The 20,146-nt window shown below is 21.6% G+C and carries 11 protein-coding genes and 1 CRISPR repeat array; of the genes, 8 read left to right on the top strand and 3 right to left on the bottom strand.

Annotated features, from left to right (window positions below; genetic code table 11):
* Window positions 1–28: 28 nt before the first annotated feature.
* Window positions 29–4,878: a CRISPR direct-repeat array (repeat unit 30 nt; unit sequence ATTAAAATAAGACCATTTTGGGATTGAAAT).
* A 930-nt stretch (window positions 4,879–5,808) separates the two neighbouring features.
* On the bottom strand, window positions 5,809–6,450 hold the full coding sequence (locus BGI41_RS01485; RefSeq protein ID WP_088538480.1) for a queuosine precursor transporter: 642 nt from the start codon (window positions 6,448–6,450) through the stop codon (window positions 5,809–5,811).
* Window positions 6,451–6,904: 454 nt separating this feature from the next.
* Here BGI41_RS01485 and cas6 point away from each other — a divergent pair, with 454 nt between their 5' ends.
* Genes cas6 through cas2 form a run of 8 tightly spaced genes read left to right on the top strand, consistent with a single transcriptional unit; the run spans window position 6,905 to window position 16,197 of the window.
* Complete coding sequence (cas6, locus tag BGI41_RS01480; RefSeq protein WP_088538479.1) at window positions 6,905–7,633, top strand: CRISPR-associated endoribonuclease Cas6; 729 nt, start codon at window positions 6,905–6,907, stop codon at window positions 7,631–7,633.
* A 19-nt stretch (window positions 7,634–7,652) separates the two neighbouring features.
* Window positions 7,653–9,722 (top strand): hypothetical protein, encoded by a 2,070-nt coding sequence (locus BGI41_RS01475; protein WP_088538478.1) that lies wholly within the window; start codon window positions 7,653–7,655, stop codon window positions 9,720–9,722.
* A gap of 50 nt (window positions 9,723–9,772) precedes the next feature.
* Window positions 9,773–10,789, top strand: a complete 1,017-nt coding sequence (locus BGI41_RS01470) for a type I CRISPR-associated protein Cas7 (RefSeq protein ID WP_088538477.1) — start codon at window positions 9,773–9,775, stop codon at window positions 10,787–10,789.
* Between the two features lie 5 nt (window positions 10,790–10,794).
* Window positions 10,795–11,616 (top strand): CRISPR-associated protein Cas5, encoded by an 822-nt coding sequence (gene cas5, locus BGI41_RS01465; RefSeq protein ID WP_088538476.1) that lies wholly within the window; start codon window positions 10,795–10,797, stop codon window positions 11,614–11,616.
* Entirely contained in the window at window positions 11,598–14,447 is a 2,850-nt protein-coding gene (locus tag BGI41_RS01460) for a CRISPR-associated helicase/endonuclease Cas3 (protein ID WP_088538475.1), read from the top strand. Before cas5 ends, BGI41_RS01460 begins: the two co-directional genes overlap by 19 nt.
* Window positions 14,448–14,455: 8 nt before the next feature.
* A complete protein-coding gene (gene cas4 / locus BGI41_RS01455; RefSeq protein WP_088538474.1) occupies window positions 14,456–14,950 on the top strand; it encodes a CRISPR-associated protein Cas4 in 495 nt (164 codons plus the stop codon).
* A gap of 12 nt (window positions 14,951–14,962) precedes the next feature.
* Window positions 14,963–15,928, top strand: a complete 966-nt coding sequence (cas1b, locus tag BGI41_RS01450) for a type I-B CRISPR-associated endonuclease Cas1b (RefSeq protein WP_088538473.1) — start codon at window positions 14,963–14,965, stop codon at window positions 15,926–15,928.
* Between the two features lie 5 nt (window positions 15,929–15,933).
* A complete protein-coding gene (cas2, locus tag BGI41_RS01445) occupies window positions 15,934–16,197 on the top strand; it encodes a CRISPR-associated endonuclease Cas2 (protein ID WP_088538472.1) in 264 nt (87 codons plus the stop codon).
* Window positions 16,198–16,296: 99 nt separating this feature from the next.
* Here cas2 and BGI41_RS01440 read toward each other — a convergent pair whose 3' ends face one another.
* Window positions 16,297–19,236 (bottom strand): DUF3427 domain-containing protein, encoded by a 2,940-nt coding sequence (locus BGI41_RS01440; RefSeq protein WP_088538471.1) that lies wholly within the window; start codon window positions 19,234–19,236, stop codon window positions 16,297–16,299.
* Window positions 19,237–19,617: 381 nt separating this feature from the next.
* On the bottom strand, window positions 19,618–20,001 hold the full coding sequence (locus BGI41_RS01435) for a (deoxy)nucleoside triphosphate pyrophosphohydrolase (RefSeq protein ID WP_088538470.1): 384 nt from the start codon (window positions 19,999–20,001) through the stop codon (window positions 19,618–19,620).
* Between the last annotated feature and the right edge of the window lie 145 nt (window positions 20,002–20,146).

The following is a 20,146-nucleotide window of genomic DNA, read 5'->3' as shown; positions in this document are numbered from 1 at the left end:
ATCAGTATTTATTCATATTTTTATCTATTTAAATATAATTCCATTTTATTATTCGAAAAATTTATATTTAAAATTAAGACAATATTAATATAGGGTTTAAGATTTTAACTAAATTTTGACCCTATTAAAATAAGACCATTTTGGGATTGAAATATTGTATCTAAAATGCTTTTATCTGTAACATTTAATGATTAAAATAAGACCATTTTGGGATTGAAATTCCATAACATGCACAAGTACCGAAAGCGATAACATAATTAAAATAAGACCATTTTGGGATTGAAATTTACTTTTTTCTCATATTCAATCATCTTTTTCTCAGCATTAAAATAAGACCATTTTGGGATTGAAATGCGGAATCTACAACACCGAAAAAGTACATTGCTATTATTAAAATAAGACCATTTTGGGATTGAAATAATCAACAACTAATAGAAAAAATAGAGTAAAAGTAGGATTAAAATAAGACCATTTTGGGATTGAAATATGGCTAGCAGCGAAATGAAACTCCCATAGATACCTCATTAAAATAAGACCATTTTGGGATTGAAATATTCTTACTATATATTATATATTCTTCACTATAAAAAAATTAAAATAAGACCATTTTGGGATTGAAATGGAGTATTATGAACATTACTTTAAAACATTAATCTAATTAAAATAAGACCATTTTGGGATTGAAATTATTTCATAATTATAAAGCAGGTAACTCCTCAAATTATTAAAATAAGACCATTTTGGGATTGAAATAATCCTTGAATGTATTCAATTATTCTTTTCATGTAATATTAAAATAAGACCATTTTGGGATTGAAATTTGAATATAAGTCACCAGAGGATATGATCTCATCAATATTAAAATAAGACCATTTTGGGATTGAAATAAATATGTTGTAGATACCTCCCATGTTACTTCGTCGTAATATTAAAATAAGACCATTTTGGGATTGAAATAACTCCTCTCAGACATACAGAAGAAGTATGGTAAAATTAAAATAAGACCATTTTGGGATTGAAATTCAATACGGATTAGGTGATGTTATCGGTGCAGTAAAATTAAAATAAGACCATTTTGGGATTGAAATAGATTATTATCAATATTAACATTAACATCATTACCTTGCTTATTAAAATAAGACCATTTTGGGATTGAAATGAAGAATTAGCACCTGCTGAAGAGTATGGTTTCAATATTAAAATAAGACCATTTTGGGATTGAAATAGGGAATTTACAGTCACCACATACCTTTATACTGGCATTAAAATAAGACCATTTTGGGATTGAAATACACTAGCATGATAAACATCTTCTGTCTTTTTTATTATTAAAATAAGACCATTTTGGGATTGAAATCATAATACTCAGATTTATCATCCGAGAGCACAATCTTATTAAAATAAGACCATTTTGGGATTGAAATTAATTTTGTATGAGGTCCAAGATTACCTTCTCTAATATTAAAATAAGACCATTTTGGGATTGAAATTTCATGAGCACTTAAACTACCATATTTTTTATATAAATTAAAATAAGACCATTTTGGGATTGAAATAGGAATTTAAAGGATACCTTCAAGATTACCTTGCTAATTAAAATAAGACCATTTTGGGATTGAAATATACACCTTTTTTGAAATAAAAAATGAATTATGAAAAATTAAAATAAGACCATTTTGGGATTGAAATTAAGCATTAACAAGGGGTACAATACCAGCAGTTTTAATTAAAATAAGACCATTTTGGGATTGAAATGTGAATGTTGCTAATACTCTTGCAGCCGCCCATAATTATTAAAATAAGACCATTTTGGGATTGAAATATATATATTACTTCTCCCTGGATTAATTTTGATAGTATTAAAATAAGACCATTTTGGGATTGAAATATGAAGAGGGTTACGTGTATAATGTCCGTAAAAATTAATTAAAATAAGACCATTTTGGGATTGAAATAAGGATAAAGGAACTATTAATCTCAATAAAAAGAAAATTAAAATAAGACCATTTTGGGATTGAAATCATTCTAGCAATTGCACCAGGACTGTGACGGTCAGCACCTTATTAAAATAAGACCATTTTGGGATTGAAATAAGCATAAGATTATTTTTTTATCTTATGCTAACTCTTTTATTAAAATAAGACCATTTTGGGATTGAAATACTTATCATACGCTGCAGCCTCAGCCTCAATCATTTGATTAAAATAAGACCATTTTGGGATTGAAATTTTTTTTAAAATTTCAATTTAATTTCTTTTTTTTATCATTAAAATAAGACCATTTTGGGATTGAAATATTCCAGGGTCACCTATAAGCAGGACATGTATAGTCCAATTAAAATAAGACCATTTTGGGATTGAAATTAATGCTTGACCTATCTGTTTAAGACCATTAATACCCCATTAAAATAAGACCATTTTGGGATTGAAATTAATCAGGATTTTTATAATCTTCCTTCAGATGTGAAATTAAAATAAGACCATTTTGGGATTGAAATTACTGTGCAAGAGTGTTTGCTGCACCACGTGTATCTGATTAAAATAAGACCATTTTGGGATTGAAATTACCTTGAGGAAGCAGGTTGGGTAATTACCCCATAATTAAAATAAGACCATTTTGGGATTGAAATTTATCAACCCATTATATGTTTCTATGATGGCTGAGAATTAAAATAAGACCATTTTGGGATTGAAATATAAATGGACTGCATTTGCAATCTACATTGGATTAATTAAAATAAGACCATTTTGGGATTGAAATACTCGTATTCACACTATAAAAAAAAATTATGGAGGAATTAAAATAAGACCATTTTGGGATTGAAATTTTATATCATTCTCGTGTTTACATTAAGAGAGTCAATTAAAATAAGACCATTTTGGGATTGAAATGAGACTGCAGGTGCGATTCAGGGTGTGAAATCTCAGATTAAAATAAGACCATTTTGGGATTGAAATAAGTAACAAAATCTAGTACAAGAAGCAAATCAGTAAATTAAAATAAGACCATTTTGGGATTGAAATTGATAATGCTAAACTTTATTTTGAGTTCACTGAAGGATTAAAATAAGACCATTTTGGGATTGAAATAAATTATTATGGAGACAAAAATATAAAAGACATTGGATTAAAATAAGACCATTTTGGGATTGAAATCACTCCTGGATTATGTGAAAATTGTGGAACTGCTAAATTAAAATAAGACCATTTTGGGATTGAAATGGGAATATTGGAAAAGAACATGATACTGTGATAGAATTAAAATAAGACCATTTTGGGATTGAAATTCAATAAAGATAGTGTTAACTTGAAGGATAGGGTAATTAAAATAAGACCATTTTGGGATTGAAATGCTCTTGAGTAGATCACATAATGACCTTCACAGAATTAAAATAAGACCATTTTGGGATTGAAATTCAATGACGGTGGTTAACATGTCATCAATTGCATCTTATTAAAATAAGACCATTTTGGGATTGAAATATATAAAAAGTTTTCTTGTATACTAATATATGTATAATTAAAATAAGACCATTTTGGGATTGAAATGCACAAATCAACAATAAAATGAATTTCACATTATTCATTAAAATAAGACCATTTTGGGATTGAAATAGGATTGTTGGTTCATTACCAGCTATTCAAGGAGACCTTTCACGTATTAAAATAAGACCATTTTGGGATTGAAATCTTCTAGGATTGGATTCTATGTAGAGAAAAATGGTGATTAAAATAAGACCATTTTGGGATTGAAATATAATTCACTATCCAAGTATTCTAAGGGTTGTTCTGATTAAAATAAGACCATTTTGGGATTGAAATATTAGCAGATACTAAAGCAAAAACTAGGCTTGAAAGAATTAAAATAAGACCATTTTGGGATTGAAATACGACGGATTAACATTCGATGAAAGACTTGAAAAGAATTAAAATAAGACCATTTTGGGATTGAAATTTTTTGTACTCAAAATATTTTGAGTATTTCATTTCATATTAAAATAAGACCATTTTGGGATTGAAATATACACCTTTTTTGAAATAAAAAATGAATTATGAAAAATTAAAATAAGACCATTTTGGGATTGAAATACGAGACAATACTTAAATTAGTATTAAAAGCAGAAAATTAAAATAAGACCATTTTGGGATTGAAATATAAAACAGTATATCCTTTATATTCTAAATAACGTTATTAAAATAAGACCATTTTGGGATTGAAATATTGTAATGGAAAAGGAATTCAAAGAACATCTTGAATTAAAATAAGACCATTTTGGGATTGAAATCTGCTATCAGCAGCTACTGCATCACAACACAATTCAATTAAAATAAGACCATTTTGGGATTGAAATCGGACTGATAACAAAATAATATTTGATGATATGAAATTAAAATAAGACCATTTGGGGATTGAAATTAAATCAAATTCCCCACCGATTTTTGCTTTACCTGTTATTAAAATAAGACCATTTTGGGATTGAAATTGATGTAAAAGTTGATTTATTAACTTCTGCTAGGAATTAAAATAAGATCATTTTGGGATTGAAATTAAGTCCCACCATACCTGATTCTTTCATGTGAATATATTAAAATAAGATTATTTTGGGATTGAAATTCATCTTAACGAAGTCCTCTTTATTTTTCATATCCTCATTAAAATAAGATCATTTTGGGATTGAAATAGCATAACTTAACATCAGACTCCTCTAATATACAAAATTAAAATAAGATCATTTTGGGATTGAAATGGCATCTGTGGATCTTTAACTATTTTCTGAACCTGATTAAAATAAGACTATATGGGATTGAAATTCAATAATTAAAAATGTTTAAAGGTGATTTATAATGGATTAAAATAAGACTATATTTGGATTGAAATCTTTGAAGCTCCAAGTTTTGAAATTGGATTAAAATTTTCACTTTTTATCGGTTAACTACATGGTTCAAGGGTATTCTCATAGTTCCCATTAGATATACCAGTACTCGTGGTACCATTAGATAATATCATTAATCATAAATTAACAGTTAAGACTAATCTATGTGAGATTAGACAGGTGAATAAGGGTAGGACAATCAGTATCCCACAATACTGGGGTAAACATTCCCTCGTAGTTATACCATACCACGGAATGACAGTCAAGATGACACATTCACATTGGATAGTTTAGAGGTGATACCTCGTGATAAACACACATATAATAATCAGAACACAGTAATCTCATTCGCAGAAAGGTACATTGGTTCAATGTGTCTACTAATCCATGTATAAAATATTAATATAATCATTGATTAAATCATAATTTACATCTACAGGTACAATTATAATCAATCAACAATCCATTAAAATAAGACCATATTGAGATTGAAATCTTTTTAAATTATTATTTTTTTCAGAAAATAAAGTAATTAAAATAAGATTATATTGGGATTGAAATTCGCCTCACAAGTCTCAATTAATTTAATTCTTAAAGATTAAAATAAGATTATTTTGGGATTGAAATTCTCTTACAAGTTTTCTTCTTTTCAGTTGGTATTTTATTAAAATAAGATTATTTGGAGGATTTAAAGAAAAAATTGTATTTAAATGTTTAAATTTGATGCATTTCATATAATAATAATGTTCTAATCGTAATAATGAGAATAAATAAATATTAAAGGATATATATTATTTAATACTAAAAAATTATATATTGCAGATATTATGATATTTATCAAAAAATTAGTTTTTTATATTTACTTTTTTTTATAATTAATTTTTAAAAAATAAAAAAAATAAGAATTAAATTTTTAATTCTTTAAAATTTTAAATTTAAGCTTCAGTTGGAGCATCTTTACTTGCCCATTTAACAGTTCTTTCAGTAAATGGTTGAGCAATACAAATCCAAACTAAACTAATTAACCAGTGAGTAATAATCATTATTATAACATTAATAGTAGGTACTGAGAATATAAATGCTAAACCAATGAAGATAATATTATCTACTAATTCTCCAGTAGCAATTGCACCTAAGTTTTTAATAGTTAAATGACTAGTTCCACGATTTACAATAGTAGTTAATCTTGCATTTACAAGGTTACCAATAAGATAACTAATATATGAAGCAACAAGAATTCTTGGTGTTTGTGTAAATACAAATGTTAAAGCTGCATCTCCTTGATAATATGCAGGAGATGGTAAAACTAATTGTAATGTAGTCATGAAAACAAATAATATATCAGTACATAAACCTAAAATCAATGTTCTATGTGCTGCTTTTTCTCCATAAACTTCTGTAATTACATTTGTTAAAACATATACAAGTGGATAAATTAAAACACCTGCAGGTACTTCCATACCTAAAAATTTAACATCAATAATTTTTACAGTAATTAAATTTGCAATAATAAAAGCTACACAGAAAAATGCTGTAATGATTATTCTTTTTTCAGTATAATCAAAATGTGTATCCATTTTATCTTTTTCTCTAAAAATTTTAAATAAATAGATAATTGTTTTAAACTAATGTTTAAAAATCAATTATGTATTATATAACTAATTTAAGATATAAAAACTTTTTGAATAAGTTTTCAATTAAGCTTGATAAATATAAATTTAAAAAGAGTAATTTTTTGTTTATTAAATGTTAATTTTTTAATTTTATAAAATATTTAATTAATGTTTTATCTTTTTAAAAGTAAAAAATAAATAGTTAAATATTTATTTCTTATTATATTTCTACTAAAAAGTAATTATTTTTTTCAAATATATTTATTATTAAAATTATGTTCATAATTTAAATTTATATTTAAATTTATATTTAAATTTTATTTATTATATTATATAATTTTTAAAAAAATATTTTAAATTATATCGAAAATATTATATATTATTTAATAATAAATTAATATTAATTGGGTGTGTGAATATGAGAATTAAAATTTTTCTAAAATCAAAGAAGAATAAACTAACAATACCATTTAATTATAATCACATTTTATCTGCTATTATATATAATAAAATTGCTGATTTAGATTTTGCTAAAAAGTTACATTCTTCACAATCTTATAAATATTTTACATTTTCTCAATTACATATACATAATTTTAAAATTATGAAAAATGGTTTTTTATCTCAAAATGGGATGATTGATTTTATAATTTCTTCACCTGATGATTACTTAATTAAAAGTCTTGTTGAAGGATTCCTTAATGATTTAACTGTTAATTTTATTGGAGAAGATCTTTTTATACAGAAAGTTGAATTACTTCCAATTCCTGATATTAAAAATAAGATTAATGTTAAGACATTATCTCCAATAATTGTAAGAATTAAAAAAGAAGTTAATGGTGTTTTAAAAATTTGGGATCTTGCACCTTCTGATGAATTTTTTAAAAATTTGGAAAATAATTTGATTAATAGATATTTAGATTTTTATAAATTAGATAAGACTGATAAAAAAGTTAAAATATATTCAGAAATGAGAAATGTTAAAGGTAAAAGAATTTCAATTGAAAAAGATGATAAGAAAACTTTTCATAGGGCTTATATGATGGATTTAATTTTAGAAGGAGATCAAGAGTTGTTAAAATTTGCTTATGATGCGGGTTTAGGAGAAAAATCAGCTATGGGCTTTGGTTTAATAAATTTAATTTAATTTTTAGGTGAATTATTATATGATTTATGATTTAATTGAGTATGGTAAATGGTTGTCTGAAAATAATTTAGATCGTTTTGGAAAAACTACAAAGGGTAAAGATTGTATTTTATTAGTTCAATTTAATAATAATGAGTTTGAGTTAAATGATGAATTTTATAAAAAGGAATCTTTTAATTTTAATAATTATTTTGAAAATTCAATTTTTCATGATGATTTTTTAATATCAACTGATCAAAGGTTTATGATTCCTTCTAAATCAAATTTATTAGGTTTATCTCCATTTTTTATTAAATTAGATAATAATTTTATGAAAAAAGGAAAATTAGATAATAATAAAATAAAGAAGTTTAAAAAAAAGATTGAACGTTCTATTAATGCTAATAAAAAAAATGCTAATAAAAAAAATAAAGAATTTGTTGCAGTATTAAATATAATTTATGAAGATTTTAATAATTTTTTAAAGGTTTGTCCTCTAAATGATTCTAAAAAATCAATTTTTTTATCATTTTTTAAAAATCATTCTTTGGATGAAATTTCTTCATTAATAATAAAGTATTATAATTTTATTTTAGATAATGCAGATATTATTATATCAAAAATTATTGCTTTTAAAGATTCGGATAAATATATTAAAAAAGAAAAATCTAATTTTTATTTAGCATGTTGTTTTAATGATGAATTAGATTTAATAAATGATTTATTTATATTTTATTCTAAAATTTTTAAAAAAAGAAAGGAAAATGTTAAAAATTTTGATGAAGGAGTATGTTCTTTTTGTGGTGAAAAAACTATAACTTATCCTATATTAGGAAGTTATGCATTAGGTGAATATTATTCATTTAATTATTCAAATAAAATGAATAATGCACGATTAAGATTATGTAATAAATGTAATTCGTATTTACGTATTGCTGAAGATAATTTGAAAAATAATTTAAATGCTCCTATTATTATACCGAAAATGAAAGAATCTAAAAATTATGAATCTTTTTCAAAAATATCTAATTTAGATAAGCCAGTATTTTCTAAAATTAATGAGTTTTTAAAAGATAATTCTAATAATTTTAATTATGATTTGATTTTTTATACTGAAGGTAAAGGTAATACATATATAATTAATAAATATGTTGAAAATTATCAAGCATTTTTAGTTGAATTTAATAAAGATATTAAATTATATGATAAAGATAATAAGTGTAATTATTTATTTGGAGAGTCTTTAAATTTTGATATTAGTAAAGATAAAAATTATATAAATAATTTATTTGATTTAGAAGATATTTTTAAATCATTTTTTATTAATATTAATAAAGATGGTATAAAATATCTTAAATTATATAATTTTTATGAAATTTACCTGAAAGATATTACTGGAGATAAAGGTATTTTAAATGGTTTTGATTCTAAAACAGTTTCAATATTTGTTAAATATATGGATAGTATTTTTAGTTTCATATATGAATTAAATACTGATTCATTAAATAAAAAAATGTTAAATGAAATATTAATGAATTTATTGTTTAAATATCAAAAAAATACTAATAATAAAAAATCTTATAAAGATTCAATTTTAATGAATTTAAATTATTATTTTATGTTAATTAATGAATTTTTGGAGAATAATATGTTAAATAAAGATGATGTAAAAAACTTAAAAGATGTTTTTTCAAAATATAATAAAGATAATAGTAATAAAATTTCTAGTAGTGATGAAAATTATATTTTTGATTTAGTAGATAAAAATCCTTCATTAAAATATTATTTATTAGGACAATTTATTGCATTAATTGATAATTCTAAAAGAAGAAATAATAAAAATGGAGAAATTTTTTCTAATTTTGTTTTAAATTGTAATAAAAATAATATTCTTAAATTATTTACAACTGAAGTTTTACAAAAAAATAATTATTATATTGAAAAAATGAATAAAAAAGGTAAATTTATTTTTAAAGTTTTAGAACAAAATTTAGATAGTTTATTTAATGAAGAGGGAGATTTTTATTTTGAAGATTATTTATTATTAATATTTACTGGTTATTATACAGAAAATATTTTATCTTCTAGTTATGGTAGTAATGATAGTTAACTTCAAATTTTATATATAAAAATTTTAAAAAAATGTTAATAGGTGATATTATGGATGATAGTAACAATTCTGTTAAAAATTATTATCAAGGTATATATGTAACTGAAACTATATTAGGAAATCCTAATGGTGATTTTGTAGATAATTCTCCTAGAAATTTTGATGGAAATGTATTTACTACAGATAAATGTATTAAATATAATATCAGAAAATATATTCATGAATCTGTTGAAGATTTGGATAATAATAAAAATATTGTATTCTTTTTTCCAAGATTAACAGAAGATGCAAATGAAGAAGATAATAAATTTAAAAATAGAGATGATGTTTTTAGTTTATTATTTAGTAATGAAAAAGAATTAAAGTATGAAGAAAAATTTCAATTATTGTTAGAAAATTCTCCTGATGTTAGAATGTTTGGAGGAACATTTAGTTTTAAAGACAGTGATTCTAAACAAATTTATGGTCCTATTCAATTAAGTTATGGTATTGATATTAATGATGCACAAATTAAACGTCTTCAAATTGGAGCTCCTTTTGCAACAGAGTCTGGTAAGCAAAAAACTAATGGTTCTGAAGCAGTAGTTGATGATGCTATAATTTCTTATGATATTAGTATAAATCCAAATAATTATCCTGGTTTATTATTAAATTCTGATTTAAATTTATTTAAAAGATCTTTATGGTTTGGAACTAATTTAAGGAAATCAACAAGTAAAAAAACAGATTCTAAATTATTAATTTTAATAAAATTTAAAAATATTGATAATACTATTTTAAATATTGGTGAATTAAAAGAATTAATTGAAGTTTCTAATAAAAAAGAACATAAATTAAATAAAGAAAAAATTAAATTTAATTGTGATAAATTAATTAAAAAATTAGATAATTATAATGAATTTATTGAAAATGTTAACTTTTATTATGATTCTAATGATTTAACTTTATTAAATAATAATGTTAATATTGATTCAAATGATGATAAAGATAATATTAATAAAAGTTTAAAAAATAAATTTTCATTTTATAATCCTATTGATTTAATAAATAATAATGATATTAGGTAATTTATATGAATATTATAGAATTAGATATTTGGAGTAAATTTGGTTCTTTTATTAAACCTTTTTCAAATAGTGGTGGAATGTTAACTTATTTTATTCCACCAAAAACTTCTATAATTGGTATGATTGGTGCAATTTTAGGTTATAAATTTAATGATTTCACTGATGAAAAAGGTATTAAAAAATATTCTATTGAAAAACTTAATGATATTAAAGTATCTATTCAACCATTATTTTCTTTAAAAACAAAAAGAGTAACATTTAATCAGGTTTCTAATGAGGGTATAAAAAATTTTCGTCAAGATGTTTTAATTAATCCTTATTATAAATTATTTATTATTTTCCCAGATTCATTAGATTCTGAAAAAAGTATATTTTTAGATAGAATAAAATCTCAAAAATCATTTTTTAATTTGTATATGGGTAAAAATGAATTTTTATTAAATTATAAATTTATTAATGTTTCTAATTGTGAAATATTTAAATTAGATAATTCTAATAAAAATAATTTCTTTGATTGTGGAAATGGAATTTATGGAACTCTTAATCGAAAAAATGTTATTCATGCAGATTTAAAATCTGAAAAAGTTAATTCTAGAAAATTATTATTTTCTTCAGGGAATTCTAGAAAATTAGAAAGTTTTTATGAATATTTTATACATGATTATCCGATTAGAAGAGAAAATTTTGTTGATTTTAAATTTTCACCAATTTCATTTTATGCAATGAATAATAATGAAAAATGTTATTTTTCAAATATTATATTAAAAGAAAATTGTTTTTTGGAATTATGTGAAATTGGAGATAAAAAATGGATTTCTTTAATTTAAAATATAATTTTGATTCATCATTTATTAAATTAAATGATGATATTTTTTACATTTATGCTCATACTGATGAATATCTTATAGATCATATTAAAAAGACATTATATGTTTTTAATAATTTAGTGGATAATGAAGTAATTAAAAATTTTTATAATAAATTTTCTCAAGGAAATAATATAAATTTATCATTTAATGAATTCAATGAAATTATTTTGTATACTATTTGTCTTCATGATATTGGAAAAATTTCATTTAATTTTCAAATTAATCGTTTAAATTTATATAATACTAAAATTCGTATTAAACAGGTAAATTTTTTAGAAAAATATTCAATTAAAGATTTTGTACCTTATTTAACTGAAAATCATTCAATTATTGGTTCTTTGATTTTTATATCAAAATTTAAATCTATTTTTAATGAAAATAAATTGTTTTTATTAATATTAGCTTATACAATTTATGGACATCATACTTCAATAAAAGATATTTTAAGTGATAAACTTTTTTCATATGATATAGATGATAATGAATGGAATACCTTTTGTTTAATTTTATTATATTTAAATTTATCTAGTAAAGAAGAAATTGATAATAGAAATTTTTCTATATATAAGTTTAATGAACTTCAAAATTCTACATCTAATTTTTTAAAAAAACAAATTAATAATAATGATAGTTCATTTTCATTTTTTTATATGTACATTTATTCTTTATTAATAGTATCTGATGTTTTTGCTAGTAATAAGTATAACTTTAGTGTTAAATATGTAAAAAAATTGAATTTTAATAACAGAATTAATATAAGTTTAAAAAATAAAATGTTTTCATCATTTTATAATAAAAAATATAACCAAAGTTTATCTTATGATAGTTTGATTTTGGATTCTTTAGAAAATATTAAAGATATTAATATTTTACGAAAAAATATGTTATTAGAAGCATCTTTTAATTTAGTTAAAAATATTAATAAAAATAAAGTTTTCTTTTTAAATATGCCTACTGGAGGTGGAAAGACAAATACTTCTATGAAGTTAGCTTTAGATATTATTAATAACACTACTGCTAATAGAATTATTTATGCTATGCCTTTTATTAATATTATTGAACAAAATTTTGATGTAATTTGCGATTCTTTTAAAATGTCTGAGGATAAAGGTGAGATTAGGAAAATTTATTCTGGTTCTGAAACTTTATTTTTTAATAATTCGAATGAAGTTAAATATGGATTTTTATTAAATGATGATTTTTTTGATTATCCTGTTGTTTGTACTACATTTGTTAGTTTATTTAATAGTATAATAAAAAATAATAAAAAATATAAATATAAATTATCTGCATTAGCTAATTCCGTTATTATATTAGATGAGATTCAATCCTTACCTTTAAAAAATTGGAATAGTTTGTATTATATAATCAATGAATTATCAAATAATTATAATATTTATTTTATTATAATGAGTGCTACTTTACCTAATTTTGATAAATTAAAATTAGATTCTGAATCAAACTTAAAATACTCAAATATTTCATTAATTGAAAATCCTTCAAAATATTTCAATCATGAATTATTTAAAAGAACTAAAACCTATGATGAAATTAAATCTTTTGAATTAACTAAAGAAAATTATTCAGATATTATTAATTATTTATTAAAAATTATTAATAAGAATTTTAATCAAAATTATAATAAAGGATTAATGGTTTTTAATACAATTAAATCTTCTAGATTAATATTTGATTATTTAAGTAAATATTCTAAAGAATATGATTTTGAAATTGATTTATTAAATTCTAGTTTAATTCCATCTACTAAGAAAGAAATTATTTCAAAAATAAATCATATGGATGAAAATTTAAATAAAAGATATATTTTAATAAGTACTCAAAGTATTGAAGCAGGTGTTGATGTAAGTTTTGATTTTGTTATTCGAGATTATGCTATTTTAGACTCAATTGAACAAGTTAAAGGACGTTGTAATAGAAATGGAGAATTAGCTATTCGTTTTAATGACTTTAATCAAAAAGGTAATGTTTATTTAATCAAATTAAATGATTCTAAAAAAAATTATTATGAATATATTTATAATGATGAGGAACAAGAAACAAGGATTAAATCTACTGAAAAATTAATTAATGAATCATCAAATTATAATTTTGAAGATATCTCTAAATATTATGATAATGTTTCAGAATTAATTAATCTTAATAATGATATAAAAGAATCAAAATTTAATTTTATTGATAGGGATAATATTAAATTTTTAAATAATATAGAATATTCAAAATTATTAAATAAAGATACGGGAATCAATATTATTGATAATGATCAAGAGCAATTTTCCATTTTTATTTGCACTAATTTAAATATATTTGTTGATTCATTAAATTTAAATAAAAATTTTAATATTTGGGAAAATTTAGATAATGATGATTTTATTGAGTTTTATAATAATCATAAAAAAGATTTTATTTTTTCCATAAATGAATTAAATTTTATTAAAAATAAATCTAGTGAGATTAATGAGAATTTATATTATAAAAATATGATAAATGGTAAAAATTTATTAAATTATTATAAATCTATTTTTGATAATAAAAATAAAGATTTTAATTATTACAAACTTATTAAAAAAGAATTTTCATCAATTTTATATAAATTTTTAATAAATATTAGTGTTAATAAATTTGATGATTTATATGATGAAATTAAAGAATGGGATAAATTTAATTTCTTCTATATATTGGATGAAGATAAAATTGGGGATGATGAAGAATCATTTTATTCTATTAAAAAAGGATTTAATTTTAAACCTGTGATAACTAAATTTTTTTAGTGATTAAAATGATTTCAATTAATGGAACTCAAATAAATTATTATTATATTTGTAAAACTAAATTATGGCTTTTTTCTCATAATATTCATATGGAACAAGAATCTGATAATGTTAAATTTGGTAAAACTTTACATGAAGATTCTTATAAAAAGGATAATGAAGTTTTAATTGATAATTTAATAAATGTGGATTTTATTAAACATAATAATCCAATTGAAATTCATGAGGTTAAGAAAACTCAATCTATGAAAAAATCTCATGAATTTCAATTATTATATTATATTTATTATTTGAAAAAAGAAAAAGGATTAAATAATGTTGTTGGCTATTTAAATTATCCTTTAAATAGAAAAATGTTTAAAATAGAACTTATCTCGGAAAAAGAAAAAGAATTAGAAAGTACTCTATTTGATATTAATAAAATAATCTGTTCAGATATTCCTAAACCTAAAAAATCAAGGATTTGTAGAAAATGTGCTTATTTTGAATTTTGTTTTTGTTAATTGAGGGGTTTTATGTCTAAAAAGAATTACTATTTATTATCTGAGGGAATTTTAAAAAGGAAAGAAAATACTATATATTTTGTTAATAAAAAGGGTAAAAAACCATTACCTATTAATAAAGTTTATAGTGTTTATGCTTATGGTCAAATTACAATTTCATCACAAGTAATTAATCTTTTTGCAAAGGAAGGAATTCCTATTCATTTTTTTAATTATTATGGTTTTTATAATGGTAGTTTTTATCCTAGGGAATCTTTGCTTTCTGGAGATTTATTAATAAAACAAGCAGAACATTATCTTAATTTTAGTAAAAGATTAAAATTAGCTAAACTTTTTGTTGAAGGTTCAGCAAAAAATATACTTAAAGTTTTATCTTATTATAAAATTGATAATAATATTAAAAATACTTTAAAAGAATTAAAAGATGCTAAAAGAATTACTGAAGTTATGAATGTTGAAGGTAGAATACGTTCAGAGTATTATAATTATTTTGATGATATACTTCCAGAAGAATTTAAAATGGAAGGTAGATCTAAACCTCCTAAAAATATGGTAAATTCTTTAATTAGTTTTGGTAATTCTTTAATGTATTCTACAGTATTATCTGAAATTTATAATACACAATTAAATCCCACTATTTCATATCTTCATGAACCTTCTGAAAGAAGGTTTTCTTTATCATTAGATTTAAGTGAGATATTTAAACCAATTTTAGTAGATAGGATTATATTTTATTTAGTTAATAAGAAAATGATTACAAAAAAAGATTTTAATCAAGATCTTAATTGTTGTTTATTAAATGATAAAGGTAGAAAAACATTTATTAAAGAATATAATAAACGTTTAGAAAAAACTATTAAACATAAAGATTTAGGAAGAAAAGTATCTTATCAACGTTTAATTAGATTAGAAGCATATAAACTTAAAAAACACTTTTTAGGGATGGAAATGTATAGTCCGTTTGTTATTTGGTGGTAAATTTTATGTATGTAATAATTGTTTATGATATTAATGTAGATAGAGTAAATAAAGTAAAAAGTTTTTTAAGACGATATTTATTTTGGATTCAAAATTCTGTTTTTGAAGGGGAATTAACAAAAAGTGAGTTTAAAATAGTTGTAGATGGTTTAAAAAATATTATTGATGAAGATGTTGATTCTGTTATTATTTATAAATTAATGATGGAAGAATCCCTTGAAAGGGATGTTTTAGGTGTTGAAAAATCACCTATTGATGAAATTTTATAAATAAATTCTTAATTTATTACTTATATTGTTTTAATTGTGTATTTTTCTAGTTTTAATGATCTAATTTATTTTATATTCATGTAATATTTTAATTATATTTTAAATATCATCATCATTTATTTCTGTTATAAAGTAATTATAAAGATCTTCTTTTATTGGATTATCTAATTTGTATTTAAAGTTTACAACAGGTAATTCTTGTCCTTTATCATTTTTTATTGTAGTTTCTTTCCATTTAATTGGTTTTACTTGTCCTATATAGTAAAAATCTTTTCCTTCACTATCATGTTTTTTAATAAATAAATGTATTTTAAGATCTTTATTATTAATTATTAATTGTGGCTCTTTACTTTCAATTTTAACATTTGATCTTGTTAACCAACTAAAGATATTTTTAGATTCAAATTCATCTTCATATTGTGTACTACTTGAAATATCTTCTTTTTTCTCATAGGTTACAAATATTGGACAAGTATTATGTTTAATTCTATAACCATATAATGTTGAACTATCATCATGTGGCCAATTTAGAAGTCTACATACATCTTTTCTTGAATATTTTTCATATAATTTAAGATTAACTCCTTCTGTTTGCATATTATATTTATCTTCATATTTTAATAATCCATAGTCAATTAAATCATTTAAGTGTTTATTATATGTTTGATGATTTATAAATTCATTAAATTCTTTTGTGATTTTATATTCTTTATTTTTAAAATTAGATAAATTTTCTAAGTCTTCTTTATCAAATTCAAAGAATTTAATATTTTCATATTTCTTTTTATCATTTTTTACAAAGAATTCAAAATCAAATATATTAAATGAACTTTTAATTGACTTAAAATCATTTTCTATATTATATTTTAGTAGACAATCTTCAACTTGTTTTATTGTAAAATATTTATTATATATTAATAATTTAAGCATTATTAGTTCATGTGGTCTTTTTCCATTTGAAAAATTATCTGTAATGAATTTTAATGATTTAATTTCTTTATCTGATAAGTATTTATCATAATCTTTTTCAACTTTTTTTAGGAAGTTATAATATGTATCAAAGCTATTATGATTAAGTATTAATGATGGATCAAATTCTCCATTTTTATAGAAATCTATAAGATAAGGTATTCTTCCTAATTTAAATTTAAGATTTTGATATTTTTCTTTAAATAATGTAATTTTTGAGAAGTTTGTATTATTAATTGATTCATATATTCTTTTTTTAGATATTATATCAAAGTTTATTGATGATGATCCAGAAATTGTTTTATTTCCTTCAATTACATATTTACGTATATTATCTTTATCAAAGGTTTTATCACCAGATAATGCTATTGGTATAAGGAAATTATTTTTATAGTTTCCAATAAAATCAATTATAACAACATATTCTTTATTTTCATATTTACGAAGACCTCTTCCTAATTGTTGTATAAATACGATTGAGGACTGTGTAGGTCTAATTAAAAGAATCTGATTAACTTCTGGAATATCTACACCTTCATTAAAGATATCTACTGTAAATATAAATTCTATTTTATCATGATAAGATTCATTTGTTAATCTGTTTATTGCTTCTTCTCTTTCATCTTGGGTATTATCACCAGTTAATGCTATTGATGGATATCCTCTTTTTGTAAATTCTTTTGCTAATTTTTTTGCTTCTTTTTTAATACTACAAAATCCAAGTGCTTTTCGTCTATTTCCTGAATATCCATAATATTCTGATTTTTCAATTAGATAATTTACTCTATCATTTGATACTAGAAAATTAAAATCACTTGTATCTTCTCTTGATTTACCATTAATTTCAAGATCACTTATACCGAAATAGTGAAATGGACATAGTAAATCTTCATCAAGTGCATCTTGAAGTCTAATATCAAGAGGAACATTATAATCAAATAATTCATAAATATTAAAATTATCTGTTCTGTCTGGTGAAGCACTCATTCCAAGTATGAATTTAGGTTTAAAATAATTTAAGATTTTTAGATAGCTATTTGCTCCTGCTTTATGTACTTCATCAATTACAATATAGTCAAATTCATCTTCTCTAAACTTTGTATATACATCATCTTTTGACATTGTTTGTATTGTAGAGAAAATATAATCTTTATCATATGATTTAGAGTTTCCAGATAATAATCCAAATTTATTATCTTCATTTTTAAATACTTTTTTAAAGGTTTTTATTGCTTGTTTTGCAATTTGTTCTCTGTGAACAATAAATAAAAATTTTTTAGGTTTAAAATCATTTACTGCAAATGCTGCAGCATAAGTTTTACCAGTACCTGTTGCTGATACAAGAAGTGCTTTATTTTCACCTTTTTGTATTAATTTACGTAAATTCTTAAGAAATTCTTTCTGCATTAAATTAGGTTCTATATCCTCAATATTTTCATGTTTTATTTCAATATAATTTTTATTGAATCTTGTGAAGTTTTTATAATGTTTGTAAATAGATTCATATTCATCTATTACATCATCAATATCCTTTGATTTATCCCATAAATCATTGAATTCATGAATAATATCATTTAATATTTCACCATTGTTAAGTGAGGAGAAACCAACATTCCATTCTTTATTTATTGTTAAAGCATTCATAGTAAGATTTGAACTTCCTACAATTGCTTGATAAATATTACCTTGTTTAAAGATGTATCCTTTTGTATGAAATCCTTCAGATTCTTCAGTATATATTTTAACTTCAATATTACTAAATTCATTAAGTTTTTTTAATGCTTTAGGTTCAGTGAAATTTAAATAATCTGTAGTTAATATTTTACCTTTAATACTTCTCTCTTCAAGTTCTTTTAAATCTTGAAGTAATGGTGTTAAACCACCCATTGTAATAAATGCAACACTAATATAAAATTCATCACATTTCTGAAGTTCTTCTTTAATTGAATTTAATACCTTTTCTCCTTTTTTATTTACAATAAGTTCAGGTTTAAACTCTTCATATGATTGATGATTTTCATCAATAAATGCTGTTTTAGCACCATCAATGATATTTTCATTATAATCCATTTTATCCCCTTAATATTATAATTTTATTAGTGTTTTTATAAAATTAGATGTTTTTATAAAATTAGAATTATTGTTTATTTAGTTTTACTTTTTTAATTTATTTATCTTGTTTTTTTGTTTATTTTAGTGTTTTTTGTCTTGTTTTTTTTTAATTTTATTACATTTTTAATTTTATTGTATTTTGTTTATTTTATGGTGTTTTAGGTTGTATTACTTTTTTGTGTTGTTGTGTGTTTTTTTGTTATTTTTTTGTTTTAGGTTGTATTATTTTTCTTGTATTATTTGTTTTTTGTTTTTAGATTGTATTAGTTTTTTAATTTAGTTTATTTGTTTTATTTTAATTTTTTCTTGTTTAATTGCTATTTTACTTAATTAAATTATTTAAATAAGTTCTTTTAAATATTCAACAACTTTTATATCAGCAGGTAACCAATTAACACTATTTAATTCATCTTTATTTAGCCATTTAGCATTCATATGTTCTAAAAGTTCAATTTTACTTTTTGATGTACAAAGATAACATGACATATATAGATAAAAATCAGGATACTGGTATTCAACATCAGTTACAAATTTATCAATACTAATATCAGCATTTAATTCTTCTTTTATTTCACGAATTAATGCTTCTTCTTTAGTTTCATTTTCTTTTATTTTGCCCCCTGGGAATTCCCATTGACCTTTAAATTCACCATAACCTCTTTGTGTTGCAAGTATTTTATTATCTTTTTTAATAATTGCGGCAACTACATGTAATTCTTTCATTAAATCACTCAGATCTTAATTATTTTATATAAATATATTTTATTATATTATTAAGTGTTTTAATATTTTCTTTTTTTGAATATAAAATAAGTATATGATTTTAATTAAATTAAGACGTAGATTTAAGATTTTCTAATAAAAAAAG

Source organism: Methanobrevibacter sp. 87.7, from assembly GCF_002208625.1.
Taxonomy (GTDB): domain Archaea; phylum Methanobacteriota; class Methanobacteria; order Methanobacteriales; family Methanobacteriaceae; genus Methanarmilla.
This window is presented reverse-complemented; position numbering and strand designations above follow the sequence as displayed.